The following is a 16,327-nucleotide window of genomic DNA, read 5'->3' as shown; positions in this document are numbered from 1 at the left end:
GTGGCGGGGAGGGGTGGCTGCATGAGCCACCTCATCGCCATCGACTATCCCGACGTCCAGACCGCCCAGCGGGCTCGCGACCGTCTCCTCGACCTGCAGAAGCAGAACCTCATCACGCTGGACGACGCGGTCGTCGTCGAGCACCGCCCGGACGGCAAGATCAAGCTCCACCAGCTCAACAGCACCGTCGGCTTCGGCGCGGCCAGCGGCGCGCTGTGGGGCGGGCTCATCGGCCTGATCTTCTTCATGCCGCTGCTGGGCATGGCGATCGGCGCCGCGGGCGGTGCGGCCGGTGGCGCGATGACCGACGTCGGGGTCTCCGACAGCTTCATGAAGGAAGTCGCCGCCAAGATCCCGCCCGGCACCGCCGCGCTCTTCCTGCTGGTCAGCCAGAGCACGCCGGACAAGGTCATCCCGCAGATCGCCGAGTTCGGCGGCGACATCATGCAGACCTCGCTCAGCCAGGAGGCCGAGGAGCAGCTGCGCGCCGCCGTCGCCAGCGCGACCGCCGCCGCCCAGCGCGGCACGGCCCAGCCGAACGCCGGCCAGCAGAACGCGGCCCAGCGGTCAGGGTCGACGCCCCAGGCACCGACGCCCCAGGCGCCCAAGCCCAAGGCCCCGACTCCGGCGAGCTGAGCTCAGCCGGGCAGTCCCACGCGCGACAGGCCGGTCGGCACCCGCCCACCGGCCTCTCGTTCGTCCCCGTGAGTCCGCGTCAGCGCGCGGGCTCGGACTCCTGATCGTGCGTGGAGGTCTGGGGAATGTCGTCGCTCGATGAGTACGCGCCCAGTTCCTTGCTCAGGCTCTCGACGTCCAGATCGTGGCTGGTGTACTTGAGCTGGCGAGCGACCTTCGTCTGCTTCGCCTTCGATCTTCCTCGGCCCATGGCTACTCCCTCGTCCCGTCTGTCATCCTAGCCAACGCCGTTACGACTTGAAGAATTATGCAAGTCGCTATATTACACTGACCACATGCCCGTTCCGCTGTACCAGGCCAAGGCAGATTTCTTCAGAACGCTCGGGCATCCAGCCCGTATCCAGGTGCTGGAGCTGTTGCAGAAGGGGCCACTGCCGGTCCGGGATCTCCTGGCGCAGATCGACATCGAGGCATCGAGCCTCTCCCAGCAACTCGCCGTGCTCCGCCGCGCCGGCATCGTCAGCGCCAGCCGCGAAGCCGGAAGCGTCGTCTACTCCCTGGCCAGCCCCGACGTGGCGCACCTGCTCACCGACGCCCGCCGGATCCTCACCGACATGCTCGTGGACCAGGAAGAACTCCTGGCAGAACTGAGAGCCGAGGCCCGAAGTTAGGGCCCCGGCTCTGTCATTGGCGCGGTCATTGCCGCTGTCATCGAATGCTCGCTGGTCCTCCGCCCAGCGGGGTGTGGGTCAGTCGGCGATCCAGGAGCCGTGGAACCCGGCCGGCACCCGGCGCGGCAGCCGGACCGTCGCCACCGTCTCCAGCCCGGCGGCGTCCAGCACGAGCAGCCGGTCGTGCACGATCGACATCAGCCACCCGTCGTCCTCCGTGCGCGCCGCCTGCGCGGGCACGAACACGGCCTCCCCCGGCCGTCCGTCGATCGCCCGCACCTGGCTCGTGCCGCTCTCGGTGTCGTACTTGACGATCTCCGCGTCGGTCACCGTGTAGAGGTAGCGGCTGGCCCGGCCGAGCCGCTCGTCGTTGAAGGTCGGGAACTCCACCTGCCGGTCGTCGAGCTGCGCCTCGGCGGCCCGGCCGGTGGCCGGGTCGAGGGTCCAGCGGTGCAGCGTCGCGCCGGCCGCGTGTGCCGCCGGGTCCTGCTCGCCGCCGATCTCGTCCCAGACGCTGGTGAACGCCTCGCGGGTGTAGCGCACGCCGTCGAGCACCACCCGGCCGGCGGCGTCCTCGCGGGCGTTGCCGACGTGGAAGACGTAGCACGGGTCGATCTCGAACCATGTCACCTTGCCCGCGCGGTCCATCACGCCCAGCCGCGCGCCGTAGCCGTCGTCCCACCCGTACGGCATGCCGCCGCCGAGCCGGTCGAGGTCGAACACCACCGGCAGGTCGAGCCAGACCACGTAGTGCTCGGTGACCGCGAAGTCGTGCATCATCGTCGGCCCCGGCACGTCCACCACCCGGCTCTCCACCAGCTCGCCCTTGGCGTCCAGCCGGTGGTAGGTCAGGTACGGCGGGGCGAAGCCGTACCCGAAGAAGTGCAGCTCCCCGTCGAGCTCCTTGGGGTGCGCGGTCATCCCGCTGGTCGTCAGCCGCCCGCCGAAGTCGCACGGCCCGATGGTGTTGAGCTCCCCGTCCACCTCGTACGGCAGGCCGACCTCGACGAGCGCGAGGATCTTGTCCGCGTGCCGCACGACGTGCGTGTTGGCCTGGACCGCGGCCCGGTCGAAGCCGTTGTCGCCGACGAAGGAGGCCCCGTCGGTGAACAGCGAGGTGCGCACCCAGCGGTTGCGGTACCACTCGGCGCGGCCGTCGCGCAGCCGCACGCCGTGGAGCATGCCGTGCCCGGCGAACCAGTGCCCGGGGTCCTCGCCGGGCCGCGGGTTGGGCCCGTTGCGGAAGTAGCGCCCGTTGAGCTCCGCGGGCAGGACGCCTTCGACGGCCAGGCCGGTGGCGTCGATCTCGTCGGGGACGGGGGCGAGGTGCCCCTCCAGGTAGGTCTTCATGACACGCCTTTCACGATCTTCGATCATCGGCGGCGCCTCTGGTGCAGGAGCTCACCACGTTCCATGCCTGACATGTCGAAAGTAGAACGTCACGTCGCGATATGTCAATATAGGAAGATGAGTCTTCGGCACGGCGTGCTCGGCCTGCTCGCCCACTCCTCGGCGAGCGGCTACGACCTGATGCGGGCGTTCGACCTGTCCCTCGCCAACGTCTGGCCGGCCACGCAGAGCCAGCTCTACGGCGAGCTCGGCAAGCTCACCGCCGACGGGATGATCGAGGTCGTCGCCGAGGGCCCGCGCGGGCGCAAGGAGTACGCGATCACCGCGGAGGGCCGCGACGAGCTGCGCCGCTGGCTGATCGACGTGCCGCCGGCCCGCGTGCGGCGCAGCGACATGCTGCTGCGGGTGTTCTTCCTGTCGCAGGTCGACCCCGACCAGGCCCGCGCCTACCTGCGCCGCCAGGGCGAGCAGGCCGAGCGGGCGCTGGCCGAGCTGGAGTCCATCCGCGGTGTGGTGGAGGGCGGCGACGACGACCTGCGCCACCACGGTCGGCTCGCCTTCGAGTACGGCCTGCGGCTGCACCAGGCCGAGGCCGAGTGGGCCCGCTGGGCCGAACAGCAGATCAGTTAGGCTTTCCGCCATGGTCTCCGAGCTGTTCGACGCCGCGGCGTGGAAGGAAGTCGAGGGTTTCGACTTCGCCGACATCACCTACCACCGCGCGGTGGACCAGGGGACGGTGCGCATCGCCTTCAACCGGCCTGAGGTGCGCAACGCCTTCCGGCCCCAGACCGTCGACGAGCTCTACCGCGCCTTCGACCACGCGCGCCAGCAGCCCGACGTCGGCTGCGTGCTGCTCACCGGCAACGGCCCCTCGCCCAAGGACGGCGGCTGGGCCTTCTGCTCCGGCGGCGACCAGCGCATCCGCGGCAAGGACGGCTACCAGTACGCCGACGGCACCCCGGCGACCGGGCGGCTGCACATCCTGGAGGTGCAGCGGCTGATCCGGTTCATGCCCAAGGTCGTCATCTGCGTCGTGCCCGGCTGGGCGGCCGGCGGCGGCCACTCGCTGCACGTCGTCTCCGACCTCACCCTCGCCTCGCAGGAGCACGCCCGCTTCAAGCAGACCGACGCCGACGTCGCCTCCTTCGACGGCGGGTACGGCTCGGCCTACCTGGCCCGCCAGGTCGGGCAGAAGTTCGCCCGGGAGATCTTCTTCCTGGGCGACACCTACTCGGCCGAGGACGCGCACCGCATGGGCATGGTCAACGCGGTCGTCCCGCACGCCGACCTGGAGCGGGTCGCGCTGGAGTGGGCGCGCAAGGTGAACGGCAAGTCGCCGATGGCCCAGCGGATGCTGAAGTACGCCTTCAACGCGGTCGACGACGGCCTGGTCGGCCAGCAGCTCTTCGCCGGTGAGGCCACCCGGCTGGCGTACATGACCGAGGAGGCGGCCGAGGGGCGCGACTCCTTCCTGCAGAAGCGCGAACCCGACTGGTCGCCCTACCCCTGGCACTTCTGATGATCGACGTCCCGGCCGAGCTGGCCGCCCATCACGCGAAGTACGCCCACGAGTCGGGTCCGGAGTGGACGGCGGCGCTGCCCGGGCTGGTCGGCGACTTCGTCACCCGCTGGGACCTGCGCGTCGACGGCGCCGCCATGCACGGCGTGGTGTCCCTGGTCGTGCCGGTGTTGCGGGCCGACGGGACGCCTGCCGTACTGAAACTGTCCCCGGGCACGGACGAGAACCTCACCGAGGGGCCGGGGCTGCGCGCCTGGGACGGCGACGGCATCGTGCGGCTGCTGGCGGAGGAGACGCTGCCCGCCGCCGGGCCGTCCGGGCTGGGCAACGTGCTGCTGCTGGAGCGGCTGACCGGCCCGACGCTGGAGACCCACCCCGACGTCATGACGGCCACCGAGCTGCTGGGCGGCCTGCTGGCCCGGCTGACCGCGCACCCGGCGCCGGCCGGGCTGCGGCACCTGCGCGACATCGCCGGCGCGATGCTGGAGCAGGTCCCGTGGGCGATGGAGCGGATCTCGCCCGCCGACCGGCCCTGGCTCGACCTGGTGGCCGGGCCGGTGCGCGAGCTCGTCGCCGAGCCCGGCGACCGGCTGCTCCACTGGGACCTGCACTTCGACAACGTCCTGGCTGCCGAGCGCGAGCCGTGGTTGGCGATCGACCCCAAGCCGCTGGCCGGCGACCCGGGCTTCGACCTGCTGCCCGCGCTGGGCAACCGCTGGGACGGGGTGGCCGACTCGGTCAAGCGCTTCGACCTCCTGGTGGAGATGCTCGGCCTCGACCGGGCGCGGGCGGTCGGCTGGACGCTGGGGCGGGTGCTCCAGAACACCCTGTGGGACATCGAGGACGGCGAGAGCGAGCTCAACCAGGACGAGTTCGCCCTGGCCGAGGCGCTGTACCGGCGCGGCTGAGCGCGCCGGTCCCGGCCTCAGCGCCACTGACCGGTGGCCTTGGTCAGCACCCACCCCGCGGCGATCACCACCAGGCTGCCGGCCAGCACCGGGTTGAGCAGGAAGAGCGGCTCCGGAGCGGTCAGGCCGACCAGCGCCGCGGTCGCCACCGCGGGCGGGTGCGGGGCCTTGAGCAACACCATCGGAGCCAGGGACAGCCCCGCCGCGACCGCTGCCGCCCAGACCGACGGGCCGGCCGCCGCGGTGACGGCCAGGGCCAGGACGGTCGCGGTGAGGTGACCGACCAGGATGCCCTTGGGCTGGGCGAAGGGGGCGGCCGGAGCCAGCGCGACGATCGCCGCGCTGGCCGCGAACGGCAGGGCGAACAGGTGCAGGCCGGTGGTCGCGGTGATGGCGGCCAGCAGCAGCAACTGCGCCAGCGCCACGCCGGTGATCAGCAGCGCGGCCCGGCCGGTCCGGGGCGCGGCGGCCACCGGCTGGGGACCGGTCGTGACGGCCGGCACCGGCTGGGGGCCGGTCATCGGGCCGGTCATCGGGGCAGGCGGCGCAGGAAGGCGCGGATGAGGTCCGCGCTCTCCGCCAGCCGCGTGGTCAGCGGAAAGTGCCCCGCGTCCAGCAGGTGGATCTCGGCGTCCTTGGCGTCACGGGCGAAGGCCCGAGCGCCGTCGGGCCCGAAGATCTCGTCCCCCTCGCCCCAGGCCGCCAGCACCGGCAGCTGGTGGGTGCGCAGGTACTCCTGCCAGGCCGGGTACTGCGGCGGGTTGGTGCCGTAGTCCAGGAAGAGCGCGAGCTGCACCTCCTGGTTGCCCGGCCGGTCCAGCAACGCCTGGTCGTGCAGCTCCAGCGCGGGGTCGACGTGCGCGACGTCCGGCACGCCGTGGGTGTACTGCCAGTGCGTGGCCTCCCGGGTGAACAGGCCGCGCAGCGCGTCGCCGTTCTCGGGGGTCGGCTCGGCCCAGTACTCCTTGATCGGCGCCCAGAACGGGGTGAGGCCCTCGTCGTAGGCGTTGCCGTTCTGGGTGATGATCCCGGTGACCCGCTCCGGGTGGCGCAGGGCGAGGCGAAAGCCCACCGGCGCGCCGTAGTCGTGCACGTACAGCGCGAACCTCTCGACGCCCAGCCGGTCGAGCAGCGCGTCCACCACGTCGGCGAGGTGGTCGAAGGTGTAGTCCCACTCCTCGACCGGGGGCGCGGAGCTCAGCCCGAAGCCGGGGTAGTCGGGAGCGATCAGGTGGAACTCCCCGGCCAGCTCCTCCATCAGCGTGCGGTAGGCGACCGACGAGGTCGGGAAGCCGTGCAGCAGGAGCAACGTGGGCGCGGACGGGTCGCCGGCCTCGCGGTAGAAGATCTCCAAGCCGTCGACGTCAAGGGTCTGATGCTTCATGGGATTAACCTCCAAAAGTTGTTACGCCGGTTAAGCTAGCACTCCCAGCATTAACCAGTCAACGGAGATATAGTGGTTACATGAAGAGACCCTTGCTCGGTGAGCCGCTCCCGCTGGACCTGGTCGACACCGACTGGGTCGAGCACGGGGAGCCGGTGGACTGGTTCGACGACGTCGCCCGGGTGGCCGAGTGGCTGGCCGCCTTCGGCCTGCCCGGCGACGCGGAGGCCGTTCGCGAGCCGTTGCGCGCCACGCGGGCGGCCATGCGGGCCGCGCTGGCCGGCGATCAGCGGGAGCTCGACGCGGTGCTCGACCGCGGCTCGGTGCGGCCCCGGTTGCGGGACGGCGTGCCGTACGAGGAGGTGATCGTGGCCGACCCGGCGTGGCACGCGGCCTGGGTGAGCGCGGCGGCCTTCGTCCGGCTGCTCGGCGAGCGGCCCGAGCGGGTGCGCAAGTGCGCGAACCCGGAGTGCGTGCTGTGGTTCCTGGACGTCAGCAAGAACGGGAGCAGGCGCTGGTGCTCCATGGAGGGCTGCGGGAACCGCGCCAAGGTGGGTCGTTTCAACCAGCGATCACGGAATCTGGTTGACCGAGGTCAGACGGGGTAAGAAAACGATCGCCCCCGACAGGTGTGTCCGGTCGGGGGCGCCAGCTTCCGGCAGGCTTTCACCTGCGCCTATTCAGCACGCACAGGCGATGCCCGACTTGGGAGCGGTCAGCGGGTCGATCGGCGGCCGGCTCACGCCGTCGGCGGTCTGCACCTCGAAGCCCTCCCGGGCCCAGTACTCGAACCCGCCGAGCATCTCCTTCACCTGGTAGCCGAGCTTGGCGAACTCCAGCGCGGCCTTCGTCGCCCCGTTGCAGCCCGGCCCCCAGCAGTAGGTGACCACCCGCGCCGAGCGCGGGATCTCCGCCTCGGCGCGGGCCGCGATCTCCCTGGTGGGCAGGTGCAGCGCGCCCGGGATGAAGCCCTGCTCCCAGCTCTCCAGGTTCCTGGTGTCCACCACGACCAGCCCCTCCGTGCCGGCGGCCAGTTCGCCGGCGACGTCGGAGACGTCGGTCTCGTAGGCGAGGCGGGTGGTGTAGTACGCGATGGCGTCGGTGCTCATGAGCGAGTCCTTCCAGGTCAGGTACGGCGTAGCCCCCATCCTCCAGGCACGCCCGCCCGCCCGGCAGTGGCGGGAACGCCGCTGACCGCTCAGATCACGCCACGACCACCACGACCTTGCCCCGCCCGTGCCCGGTCTCGATCTCCCGGTGCGCGTCGGCCGCCCGCTCCAGCGGGTAGGCCCGCCGGACCGGGAAGGCGAAGCGCCCCTCGGCCACCAGCGCCGCGTACCGCCCCAGCCGCTCGGCCGTCCGCACGCCCTCGGTCACCCGCACCCCGAGCTCGGCGGCCCGCCCGTGCTCGACCAGGGTGAGGATGCGCTTGCGCTCGCCGACCAGCTCCAGCGACAGGTCCAGCGCCTCGCCCCCGGCCGCGTCGAGCACCACGGTGACCGGCCCGAGCCCGGCCAGCCGCTCCCGCAAACCCTCGCCGTAGGCCACCGGGATCGCGCCCAGCGCCCGCAGGTGCTCGTGGTTCTCCGGTCGCCCGGTGCCGATCACCCGGGCGCCCCGCATCCGCGCGATCTGCACCGCCGCGGTGCCGACCGACCCCGAGGCGCCGTGGATCAGCAGCGTGTCCTGCGGCCCCACCGCCAGGTTGTCGATCGCGATCTCCGCGGTCTGCACCCCGGCGGTCAGCCCGCCGGCCGTCTCCCAGGCCAGCCCGGCCGGCTTGGGCGTCACCTGGTCGGCCGGCACCACCACGTACTCGGCGTAGGCGCCGAGCTGGGTGAAGCCCAGCACCTCGGTGCCCACCGGCAGCGAGTCCGACTGATCCACCACCCCGGCGAACTCGTTGCCCGGGATCCGCGGCAGCACGTCCGTCACGCCCGCCGGCACCCAGCCGGCCCGCACCGCGGCGTCGTACGGCTGGACGCCGGCCGCCTTCACCCGCACCCTGACCTGCCCGGGCCCCGCCTGCGGGGTGGGCACTTCCATGACCTTCAGCACTTCCGGGGATCCCGGAACCTCGAACGCGGCAGCTCTCATGGCGACCAGCGTGCTACCTCAACCAAGGTTGAGGTCAACTAGGTCGCAAGTCGACTGCAATACCGCCTCGAATACTGAAAAGCGATGGTTACCGGGGATATAGTCGGCCTTCCGCTTTTACGGGGACAAACGGGGAGCCGATGAGCGACTTCATCGACGCCGCACTCGACTTTCCGGCTGTGGTGTTCACCTTTCTGCTGCTGGTCGTGGTGGCCTACTGGCTGATCGTGCTGACCGGCCTGGCCGAGCTCGACGACGAGCTGCCCTGGCTGGGGCTCGGCGGCGTGCCGGCGGGCGTCACGCTGTCGCTGCTGATCCCGATCGCCTGGTTCCTCTCCCTGGCCGGAGGGCTGCTGGTCTCGCACACCCTGCTGCGGGTGGCGGTGCTGGCCGTCGCGCTGACCGGGGCCTGGTACATCACCCGGCTCCTGGTCATCCCGCTGCGCAAGCTCTTCCCAGACGGCAAGCAGCCCTCGCGCGCCGACTTCGTCGGGCAGTCGTGCGTCATCCGCACCGGCGAGGTCACGGGCGCCTTCGGCCAGGCCGAGGTCACCGCGACGGACGGGTCCACGGCGATCATCCAGGTCCGCACCACCGGTTCCGACGTCCTGGGGCGGGGCGAGACCGCCCTGATCTTCGAGTACGACGCGAACGGCGAGTTCTTCTACGTCATGCCCTTCGAAAGGCAACTTTGATGGACATCCTCACCAGCGGCCTGGGCATCGTGCTCGCCGTCATCCTCCTGGTCGTCATCGGCCTCCTCGTCATCGTGAGCCGGCTGTTCCGCAAGGTCGAACAGGGCAAGGCGCTGATCATCTCGAAGGTCAACCGGGTCGACGTGACCTTCACCGGCGCGGTGGTCTGGCCGGTCGTGCACAAGGCCGAGACCATGGACATCTCGGTGAAGACCATCGAGATCGCCCGGACCGGCCGTGAGGGCCTGATCTGCCGCGACAACATCCGGGCCGACATCCGGATCACCTTCTTCGTCCGCGTCAACAAGACAGCCGAGGACGTCATCAAGGTCGCCCAGGCGATCGGCACCGAGCGGGCCAGCGACGAGACGACCCTGCAGGAGCTGTTCAACGCCAAGTTCTCCGAGGCGCTGAAGACGGCCGGCAAGCACCTCGACTTCGTCGACCTCTACACCAAGCGCGACGAGTTCCGCGACGAGATCGTCCGGCTGATCGGCACCGACCTCAACGGCTACAGCCTGGAGGACGCGGCGATCGACTACCTGGAGCAGACCGCGCTGCTCTCGCTCGACAAGAGCAACATCCTCGACGCGCAGGGCATCCGGAAGATCACCGAGCTCACCGCCCTGGAGCACGTGCGCACCAACGAGTTCCAGCGCGCCGAGGAGAAGGAGATCACCCGGCAGAACGTCGAGGCCGCCGAGGCCATCCTGGAGCTCAAGCGCCGCCAGGCCGACGCCGAGATGAAGCAGAAGCGCGAGATCGAGACGCTCAAGGCCCGCGAGGAAGCCGAGATCGCCCGCGTCCAGGCCGAGGAGCGGCTGCGCGCCACCGCCGCGAACATCAAGACCGACGAGCAGCTCGGCATCCAGCACGAGAACCGCGAGCGCGAGGTGGCCGTCGCCGCCAAGAACAAGGAACGCGTCATCGCCATCGAGAGCGAGCGGATCGAGAAGGACCGCATGCTCGAAGTGATCTCCCGCGAGCGCGAGACCGAGCTGTCGCGCATCTCCAAGGACAAGGAGCTGGAGACCGAGAAGCGCTCCATCGCCGAGGTGGTCCGCGAGCGCATCGTGGTCGAGAAGACCGTCGCGGAGCAGGAAGAGGGCATCAAGAAGCTGCGCGCCATCGAGGAGGCCGAGCGGCTGCGCCAGACCACGATCATCGCCGCCGAGGCCGAGGCCCAGGAGAACCTGGTCAAGGACATCAAGGCGGCCGAGGCCGCCGAGGCCGCCTCGAAGTTCAAGGCGCGCGAGGAACTCGTCCTGGCCGAGGCCCGGCAGCAGGCCGCCGACCTGGAGGCGCGGGCCAAGATCCGGCTCGCCGAAGGCGTGCAGGCGTCGGCGGCGGCCGAGGGCCTGGCGAGGGTCCAGGTGCGTGAGCGCGACGCCGAGGCGACCGAGAAGGTGGGCCGCGCCGAGGCCGCGGTGCTCAGCGAGAAGCTGCGCGCCGAGGCGGAGGGCGCCCGCGCCATGGCTCTGGTCGAGGGCGAGCGGCTGAAGGCCCAGGCCGACGGCGAGACCGCGCTGGCCGGCGCCGAGGCCGCCAAGCTCAGGGCCGAGGCCGAGGGCACCGCGGCCAAGCTCAAGGCGCAGGCGGAAGGCGCCACCGCGATGGCCCTGGCGGAGGCGTCGGCGGTGGGCGAGAAGCTCAAGGCCGAGGCCGAAGGTCTCACCGAGAAGGCCGCGGCCCTGGCCGCCCTCGACGAGGCCTCCCGCACCCACGAGGAGTTCAGGCTCCGCCTGGAAGCCGACCGCGACGTGCGGCTCAAGCAGATCGACGTCAACCGGCAGATCGCCGAGTCGCAGGCGGCGGTCATCTCCGCCGGGCTGTCGAAGGCCAACATCGACATCGTCGGCGGCGACACCATGTTCTTCGACCGGGTGGTCGGCTCGATCACCGCGGGCAAGGTCGTGGACGGCTTCGTCGAGCACTCCGACATCGCCTCGACGCTGGCCCAGCCGTACCTCAACGGGTCGGCGAGCCTGCCCGACGACCTCAGCCGGATCATCGGCGGGGTGTCCAGCGAGGACCTGAAGAACCTCACGCTCTCCGCGCTGCTGCTCAAGCTCATCCAGGACGGCGGGCCGGACAGCTCCAAGCTCAGCGAGCTGCTCGACACGGCCAGGCGGCTCGGCGTGGCCGACTCCCCCATGGCGGCCCTCGCCGCCGCGCGGGCCTGATCTCGGCGAGCACTGGCAAGCACGGAGCTAGGCACGGAGGACTGATCGATGACCACGGTCTCCACGGAGACGACCGGGCTGGAAGCCGGCACCTACGAGGTGCTGCGCAACCGCCTGCTGGCGCAGTCGAAGCAGCTCGCCGAGGCCGCCGAGGAGCTCAACGCCCAGCGGCTGGGCGTCTTCGGCGGCTCGGAGCTCACCCTGGTGGGCACCGAGCGGCTGCGCACGGAGAACAACTGCGTCCCGAGGGACATCGTCTCGCTCGGTGACGTGATGCTCTTCGGCTACAACGTGTTCATCGGCCTGAAGTCGGAGACCGCGGTCGACGACGTCTTCTCCGTGCACCGCTTCACCCGCGACGGCGCGGCCTTCCGTTTCGACCCGGCGGAGCTCGCCACGCTGGCCGAGCCGGGCTTCCGCAAGGACTTCGCCGAGCTGTACCGCTACTACAAGGAGACCCGCCTGCTGCAACTGCGGCGGGTCGAGGGCAAGCTGCTGGCGGTCTTCCAGACCGGGCCCAGCGACACCAGGGTGCTGCGGTGGTCCGTCGACACCGCCGGAACGCCCAGGTACCTGGACAACCGGGGCGAGCGCGATCACGTCTTCCCGCCCTCGCACGACTTCGAGTGGATCCCCACCACCCGCGACGACCACATCCTGGGCCGCCACCCGCACATCTCCATCGGCAACGAGGTCTTCGTCGAGACGGTCGGCGGCGACCTGACCATCAAGATCGAGAACAACACCGAGTCCGGCGAGGGCATCTACACCGAGCCGGTCGAGGAGAAGCTGCAGTCGCTGGCCGACGCCGACGTCGAGCACGCCCGCGTCGGGCCGCTGATCCTGCTGCGGGTCAAGCCGTACAAGGAGACGGCCTGGCGGCACCTGGTCTTCAACACCCGCACCAGGACCGTGGTCCGGCTCGACGGGCTCGGCCAGGCCTGCCAGCGGCTGCCCGAGGACCAGGGGCTGATCTTCCCGGGCGGGTACTACCTGGCCACCGGGATCAGCAAGACCTTCGACACCGACGTCACCGACCTGGAGTTCGAGCGCGCCATCCGCTCGCCGAACGGGGAGGACGTGCTCTACGTCTTCCACGCGCGCGGCGACGGCCGCTCGCTGCTCCTGCCGTACAACGTGATCAGGAAGGAGGTCGCCAACCCGATCCCGTGCCACGGCTACTCGATCTTCGACGACGGCACGATGGTCATCTTCCGCGCGACCTCCGACGAGCCCACCCGCGTGCATCCCATGCAGGTCTGGCAGACGCCGTACGTCTCCGACACCTACGCCGCCGCCCAGCCCGCCGGCACCGGCCCGCTGGAGCGCATCGGCAACGCCGAGCTGGTGCGCGGCATCTCCGACTGCCTGTCGGTCGCGCGGATGGCCGACGAGATGGCGCCCTCGCTGGCGATGTTCGAGGCGCTCATCGCGTCCTGCACGCGCGCCTTCGACGCCTACCACTGGCTCGGCGAGCAGGGCCTGCGCACCCCGCTGGCCGACGTGCGGGCCACCGCCGAGCAGGTGCTCGACGAGTACGAGAAGGTCGAGCAGCTCACCGCCCAGGCCGCGACGCGGCTGGCCGAGGCCACCGCCGAGACGACCACGCTGATCCGGCAGGCCCGCGCCGACATCCCGGCCACCGCCGACGCCTGGGTCGCCTCGCTGGCGACGTTGCGCCGGGCGCAGGGCCGGCTGGTCGGCCTGCGCGAGGTGCGCTACCTCGACACCGCCCAGCTCGACCGGCTCGTCGCCGACCTGGCCGCCGAGCTCACCTCCGTGGGCGAGCGCGCGGTCGCCTTCCTCCAGGGCGAGGAGGCCTTCACCGGCTACCACGCCGCCGTCGACCAGCTCGCCGCCGACGCCGCCGCGATCACCACCGTCGCCGGGGCCGCCCCGGTCACCGAGAAGCTCGCCGCCCAGGCCGAGGGACTCGAAGTGGTCACCGAGGTGGTCGGCTCCCTCGACATCGCCGACGCCACCGTCCGCACCGCGATCCTGTCGCGCATCGGCGAGGTCGTCGCCGGCGTCAACCGCGCCCGCGCCCTGCTCGAAGGCCGCCGCCGCGAGCTCATGACCACCGAGGGCCGGGCCGCCTTCGCCGCCGAGTTCGCGCTGTTCGGCCAGGCCGTCACCGGCGCGCTGGCCATGGCCGACACCCCCGAGCGCTGCGACGAGCAGCTCGGCAAGCTGATGCTCCAGGTCGAGAACCTCGAATCCCGCTTCGGCGAGCTCGACGACTTCGCCACCCAGCTCGCCGACAAGCGCGACGACGTCTACGAGGCCTTCTCCGCGCGCAAGCAGTCACTGCTGGACGACCGCACCCGCCGCGCCGACCGGCTGTTCACCTCCGCCGAGCGCATTCTGTCCAGCGTGTCGCGCCGCGTGGCCACCCTCGCCTCGCTGGACGAGGTCAACACCTACTTCGCCACCGACCCGATGGTCACCAAGCTCGCCTCGGTCGCCGCCGAGCTGCGCACGCTGGGCGACGCCGTACGGGCCGAGGAGCTGGAGGGCCGGGTCAAGGCCGCCCAGCAGGAGGCCGGACGCTCGCTGCGCGACCGGCTCGACCTGTTCACCGACGGCGGCGAGACCCTGCGGCTCGGCCGGCACGCCTTCGCGGTCAACACCCAGCCGATCGACCTCACCCTCGTGCCGCACGACGGGGAGATGCACTTCTCCATCACCGGCACCGACTACCGCTCCCCCGCGCCGCCCGCCTTCGCCGAGACGCGGCCCTTCTGGGACCAGCTCGTCGTGTCCGAGACGCCCGACGTCTACCGGGCCGAGCACCTGGCCGCCTCGCTGCTGCCTGCCGCGCAGCCCGGCGCCGATCTTTCCTCGCTGGTACGGCAAGCCGCCGAGCAACGCTACGACGAGGGCTACGAGCGCGGCGTGCACGACCACGACGCCACCCTCATCCTCGACGCGCTGGTCCGCCTGTCCGCCGGAGCCGGGCTGCTGCGCTACCCGCCCGCGGCCCGGGCGGCGGCACAGCTCTACTGGGCCCACGGCGTGGACGAGGTTTCACGTAAAACATTGACCATCCGGGCGTCGTCGCTGGTCAGAGCCCGTGAGGCGTTCGGCGCCTCGCCCGCGCTCGACCAGTTCACCGACGAACTCGCCACCGCGGTCACGGCCTTCCTCACCACGCTCTCCCCCGACCACTCCCCCGGGATGGCCGGCCTGGCCGGCGAGTACCTCGTCGAGGAGCTCGCCGCCACCCCGCCCGGCTTCGTCACCAGCGCCGCGGCCCGCGCTCTGCTCGACCGCTTCCGCCAGGCGCTCGGCCCGGCGCGGGCCAAGGAGTTCGACCACGACCTCGAACAGCTCGGCCTGCCGTACCGGGTGCAACTGGCCCAGGCGTGGCTGGCGGCCTTCGACGACTCGGCCGAGCTGCCCGAGGCGGTGGCGCTGCTGCTGGCCGAGCTGCCCAGGTACGACTCCAGCGCCACGCTGACCGCGACGGTCGAGGGCCTGCTCGGGACGCACCCGCGGATCAGCGAGCGCAAGCTGGAGCTGCGCCTCGACGAGCTGCTGCCGCGCGCCAAGGCCTTCCGCGAGGAGCGCGTCCCGGCCTACCGCGCCTACCAGAAGCGCCGCAACGAGCTGGTGCAGGCCGAGAAGTCCCGGCTGCGGCTGGAGGAGTACAAGCCCAAGGTGATGAGCGCCTTCGTGCGCAACCGGCTGCTGGACGAGGTCTACCTGCCGCTGATCGGCGACAACCTGGCGAAGCAGCTCGGCGCGGCCGGGTCCGGCAAGCGCACCGACCAGATGGGCCTGCTGTTGCTCATCTCCCCGCCCGGCTACGGCAAGACGACGCTGATGGAGTACGTCGCCAGCCGCCTGGGCCTGCTCTTCGTCAAGGTCAACGGCCCGGCGCTGGGCCACGAGGTCACCTCGCTGGACCCGGAGGAGGCGCCCAACGCCACCGCCCGCCAGGAGGTGGAGAAGATCTCCTTCGCCCTGGAGTCGGGCAACAACACGCTGCTCTACCTGGACGACATCCAGCACACCTCGCCCGAGCTGCTGCAGAAGTTCATCTCGCTCTGCGACGCCCAGCGCCGTATCGAGGGCGTCTGGAACGGCCGCACCCGCACCTACGACCTGCGCGGCAAGCGCTTCGCGGTCTGCATGGCCGGCAACCCCTACACCGAGTCGGGCCAGCGCTTCCGCATCCCCGACATGCTCTCCAACCGGGCCGACGTCTGGAACCTCGGCGACGTGCTCAGCGGCCGGGACGACCTGTTCGCGCTGAGCTACATCGACAACGCGCTCACCTCCAACCCGGTGCTCGCGCCGCTGTCCACCCGCGACCGAGCCGACGTCGAGCTGCTGGTCCGGCTGGCCCGCGGCGACTCGGCGGTGCGGCCCGACCAGCTCACCCACCCCTACTCCAAGGTCGAGCTCGACCAGGTGCTCAGCGTGCTGCGCAAGCTGGTGCGGGTGCAGCAGGTGGTGCTGGCCAACAACCAGGCCTACATCGCCTCGGCCGCGCAGTCCGACGACTCCCGCACCGAGCCGCCCTTCAAGCTGCAGGGCTCCTACCGCAACATGAACAAGCTGGCCGAGCGCATCGTGCCGGCGATGAACGACGCCGAGCTGGAGTCGGTCATCGACGACCACTACGTCGGCGAGGCGCAGACGCTCACCAGCGACGCCGAAGCCAACCTGCTCAAGCTGGCCGAACTGCGCGGCACGCTCACGCCCGAGCAGGCGGCCCGGTGGGCGGCGATCAAGCAGGCGTACCTGCGGGCGCGGGCCCTCGGAGGGTCCGAGGACGATCCGATGACCCGCGCCGTCGGCGCGATCGGCCTGCTCGCCGACCGGGTGAGCGAGGTGGGCTCCGCCATCCGCGGCGAGTGACCTCTTGCGCGGCCCCGC

General features: G+C 71.2%; 15 protein-coding genes. 9 read left to right on the top strand and 6 right to left on the bottom strand.

Translation table 11 applies throughout. The features are described 5' to 3' along the window. Positions 1-21 precede the first annotated feature (21 nt). Positions 22-636, top strand: coding sequence for a DUF1269 domain-containing protein (locus tag AB0I67_RS27285; RefSeq protein WP_357928672.1), 615 nt, complete (start codon positions 22-24; stop codon positions 634-636). Between the two features lie 79 nt (positions 637-715). Here AB0I67_RS27285 and AB0I67_RS27280 read toward each other — a convergent pair whose 3' ends face one another. Next, the gene (locus AB0I67_RS27280) at positions 716-886 is read right to left on the bottom strand and encodes a DUF3073 domain-containing protein (protein ID WP_357928670.1); all 171 of its coding nucleotides are present in this window, start codon (positions 884-886) and stop codon (positions 716-718) included. Positions 887-971: 85 nt separating this feature from the next. On the opposite strand from AB0I67_RS27280, the gene AB0I67_RS27275 reads away from it, so the two are divergent. After that, positions 972-1,307 (top strand): metalloregulator ArsR/SmtB family transcription factor, encoded by a 336-nt coding sequence (locus AB0I67_RS27275; RefSeq protein ID WP_357928667.1) that lies wholly within the window; start codon positions 972-974, stop codon positions 1,305-1,307. Positions 1,308-1,385: 78 nt separating this feature from the next. On the opposite strand, the gene AB0I67_RS27270 is transcribed toward AB0I67_RS27275, so the two are convergent. Further along, on the bottom strand, positions 1,386-2,657 hold the full coding sequence (locus tag AB0I67_RS27270) for a carotenoid oxygenase family protein (protein WP_357928664.1): 1,272 nt from the start codon (positions 2,655-2,657) through the stop codon (positions 1,386-1,388). 117 nt (positions 2,658-2,774) lie between these two features. Here AB0I67_RS27270 and AB0I67_RS27265 point away from each other — a divergent pair, with 117 nt between their 5' ends. From AB0I67_RS27265 to AB0I67_RS27255, 3 genes are read left to right on the top strand one after another with little or no spacing between them, the layout of a single operon-like run. Then, the gene (locus AB0I67_RS27265) at positions 2,775-3,287 is read left to right on the top strand and encodes a PadR family transcriptional regulator (RefSeq protein ID WP_357928661.1); all 513 of its coding nucleotides are present in this window, start codon (positions 2,775-2,777) and stop codon (positions 3,285-3,287) included. Between the two features lie 10 nt (positions 3,288-3,297). After that, positions 3,298-4,176 (top strand): 1,4-dihydroxy-2-naphthoyl-CoA synthase, encoded by an 879-nt coding sequence (locus tag AB0I67_RS27260; RefSeq protein WP_357928658.1) that lies wholly within the window; start codon positions 3,298-3,300, stop codon positions 4,174-4,176. Beyond that, the gene (locus AB0I67_RS27255) at positions 4,176-5,084 is read left to right on the top strand and encodes an aminoglycoside phosphotransferase family protein (RefSeq protein WP_357928655.1); all 909 of its coding nucleotides are present in this window, start codon (positions 4,176-4,178) and stop codon (positions 5,082-5,084) included. Before AB0I67_RS27260 ends, AB0I67_RS27255 begins: the two co-directional genes overlap by 1 nt. Positions 5,085-5,101: 17 nt before the next feature. Here the strand turns inward: AB0I67_RS27255 and AB0I67_RS27250 are convergent, their stop codons facing one another. Then, entirely contained in the window at positions 5,102-5,617 is a 516-nt protein-coding gene (locus AB0I67_RS27250) for an HPP family protein (protein ID WP_357928653.1), read from the bottom strand. Further along, positions 5,614-6,468 carry an alpha/beta hydrolase gene (locus AB0I67_RS27245; protein WP_357928650.1) on the bottom strand — a complete coding sequence of 285 codons (855 nt, stop codon included), beginning with the start codon at positions 6,466-6,468 and terminating at the stop codon, positions 5,614-5,616. The genes AB0I67_RS27250 and AB0I67_RS27245 overlap by 4 nt, the downstream gene beginning before the upstream one ends. A gap of 80 nt (positions 6,469-6,548) precedes the next feature. Here AB0I67_RS27245 and AB0I67_RS27240 point away from each other — a divergent pair, with 80 nt between their 5' ends. Then, the gene (locus AB0I67_RS27240; RefSeq protein ID WP_357928647.1) at positions 6,549-7,076 is read left to right on the top strand and encodes a CGNR zinc finger domain-containing protein; all 528 of its coding nucleotides are present in this window, start codon (positions 6,549-6,551) and stop codon (positions 7,074-7,076) included. A gap of 72 nt (positions 7,077-7,148) precedes the next feature. Here AB0I67_RS27240 and AB0I67_RS27235 read toward each other — a convergent pair whose 3' ends face one another. Both AB0I67_RS27235 and AB0I67_RS27230 read right to left on the bottom strand, forming a co-directional pair. Further along, positions 7,149-7,577 carry a rhodanese-like domain-containing protein gene (locus AB0I67_RS27235; RefSeq protein WP_357928644.1) on the bottom strand — a complete coding sequence of 143 codons (429 nt, stop codon included), beginning with the start codon at positions 7,575-7,577 and terminating at the stop codon, positions 7,149-7,151. Between the two features lie 94 nt (positions 7,578-7,671). Continuing rightward, complete coding sequence (locus AB0I67_RS27230; protein ID WP_357928641.1) at positions 7,672-8,565, bottom strand: NADP-dependent oxidoreductase; 894 nt, start codon at positions 8,563-8,565, stop codon at positions 7,672-7,674. A 140-nt stretch (positions 8,566-8,705) separates the two neighbouring features. Between AB0I67_RS27230 and AB0I67_RS27225 the strand changes: the two genes are divergently transcribed. The 3 genes from AB0I67_RS27225 to AB0I67_RS27215 are packed head-to-tail and all read left to right on the top strand — an operon-like array spanning position 8,706 to position 16,309. Next, positions 8,706-9,260 carry a hypothetical protein gene (locus AB0I67_RS27225; protein WP_357928638.1) on the top strand — a complete coding sequence of 185 codons (555 nt, stop codon included), beginning with the start codon at positions 8,706-8,708 and terminating at the stop codon, positions 9,258-9,260. After that, positions 9,260-11,443, top strand: coding sequence for a flotillin family protein (locus AB0I67_RS27220; protein WP_357928635.1), 2,184 nt, complete (start codon positions 9,260-9,262; stop codon positions 11,441-11,443). Before AB0I67_RS27225 ends, AB0I67_RS27220 begins: the two co-directional genes overlap by 1 nt. Positions 11,444-11,491: 48 nt before the next feature. Further along, positions 11,492-16,309 (top strand): DNA repair ATPase, encoded by a 4,818-nt coding sequence (locus AB0I67_RS27215; RefSeq protein ID WP_357928633.1) that lies wholly within the window; start codon positions 11,492-11,494, stop codon positions 16,307-16,309. The last annotated feature ends 18 nt before the right edge of the window (positions 16,310-16,327 follow it).

The sequence above is a fragment of the Nonomuraea sp. NPDC050310 genome (assembly GCF_040655795.1).
Taxonomy (GTDB): Bacteria; Actinomycetota; Actinomycetes; order Streptosporangiales; family Streptosporangiaceae; genus Nonomuraea.
This window is presented reverse-complemented; position numbering and strand designations above follow the sequence as displayed.

Excerpts from the sequence above, each read along its gene's own strand:
- AB0I67_RS27265 (WP_357928661.1), top strand. The coding sequence starts at position 2,775 with ATGAGTCTTCGGCACGGCGTGCTCGGCCTGCTCGCCCACTCCTCGGCG.
- AB0I67_RS27245 (WP_357928650.1), bottom strand. The coding sequence starts at position 6,468 with ATGAAGCATCAGACCCTTGACGTCGACGGCTTGGAGATCTTCTACCGC.
- AB0I67_RS27270 (WP_357928664.1), bottom strand. The coding sequence starts at position 2,657 with ATGAAGACCTACCTGGAGGGGCACCTCGCCCCCGTCCCCGACGAGATC.
- AB0I67_RS27215 (WP_357928633.1), top strand. The coding sequence starts at position 11,492 with ATGACCACGGTCTCCACGGAGACGACCGGGCTGGAAGCCGGCACCTAC.
- AB0I67_RS27235 (WP_357928644.1), bottom strand. The coding sequence starts at position 7,577 with ATGAGCACCGACGCCATCGCGTACTACACCACCCGCCTCGCCTACGAG.
- AB0I67_RS27255 (WP_357928655.1), top strand. The coding sequence starts at position 4,176 with ATGATCGACGTCCCGGCCGAGCTGGCCGCCCATCACGCGAAGTACGCC.
- AB0I67_RS27230 (WP_357928641.1), bottom strand. The coding sequence starts at position 8,565 with ATGAGAGCTGCCGCGTTCGAGGTTCCGGGATCCCCGGAAGTGCTGAAG.
- AB0I67_RS27225 (WP_357928638.1), top strand. The coding sequence starts at position 8,706 with ATGAGCGACTTCATCGACGCCGCACTCGACTTTCCGGCTGTGGTGTTC.
- AB0I67_RS27250 (WP_357928653.1), bottom strand. The coding sequence starts at position 5,617 with ATGACCGGCCCGATGACCGGCCCCCAGCCGGTGCCGGCCGTCACGACC.
- AB0I67_RS27285 (WP_357928672.1), top strand. The coding sequence starts at position 22 with ATGAGCCACCTCATCGCCATCGACTATCCCGACGTCCAGACCGCCCAG.
- AB0I67_RS27260 (WP_357928658.1), top strand. The coding sequence starts at position 3,298 with ATGGTCTCCGAGCTGTTCGACGCCGCGGCGTGGAAGGAAGTCGAGGGT.
- AB0I67_RS27280 (WP_357928670.1), bottom strand. The coding sequence starts at position 886 with ATGGGCCGAGGAAGATCGAAGGCGAAGCAGACGAAGGTCGCTCGCCAG.
- AB0I67_RS27220 (WP_357928635.1), top strand. The coding sequence starts at position 9,260 with ATGGACATCCTCACCAGCGGCCTGGGCATCGTGCTCGCCGTCATCCTC.
- AB0I67_RS27275 (WP_357928667.1), top strand. The coding sequence starts at position 972 with ATGCCCGTTCCGCTGTACCAGGCCAAGGCAGATTTCTTCAGAACGCTC.
- AB0I67_RS27240 (WP_357928647.1), top strand. The coding sequence starts at position 6,549 with ATGAAGAGACCCTTGCTCGGTGAGCCGCTCCCGCTGGACCTGGTCGAC.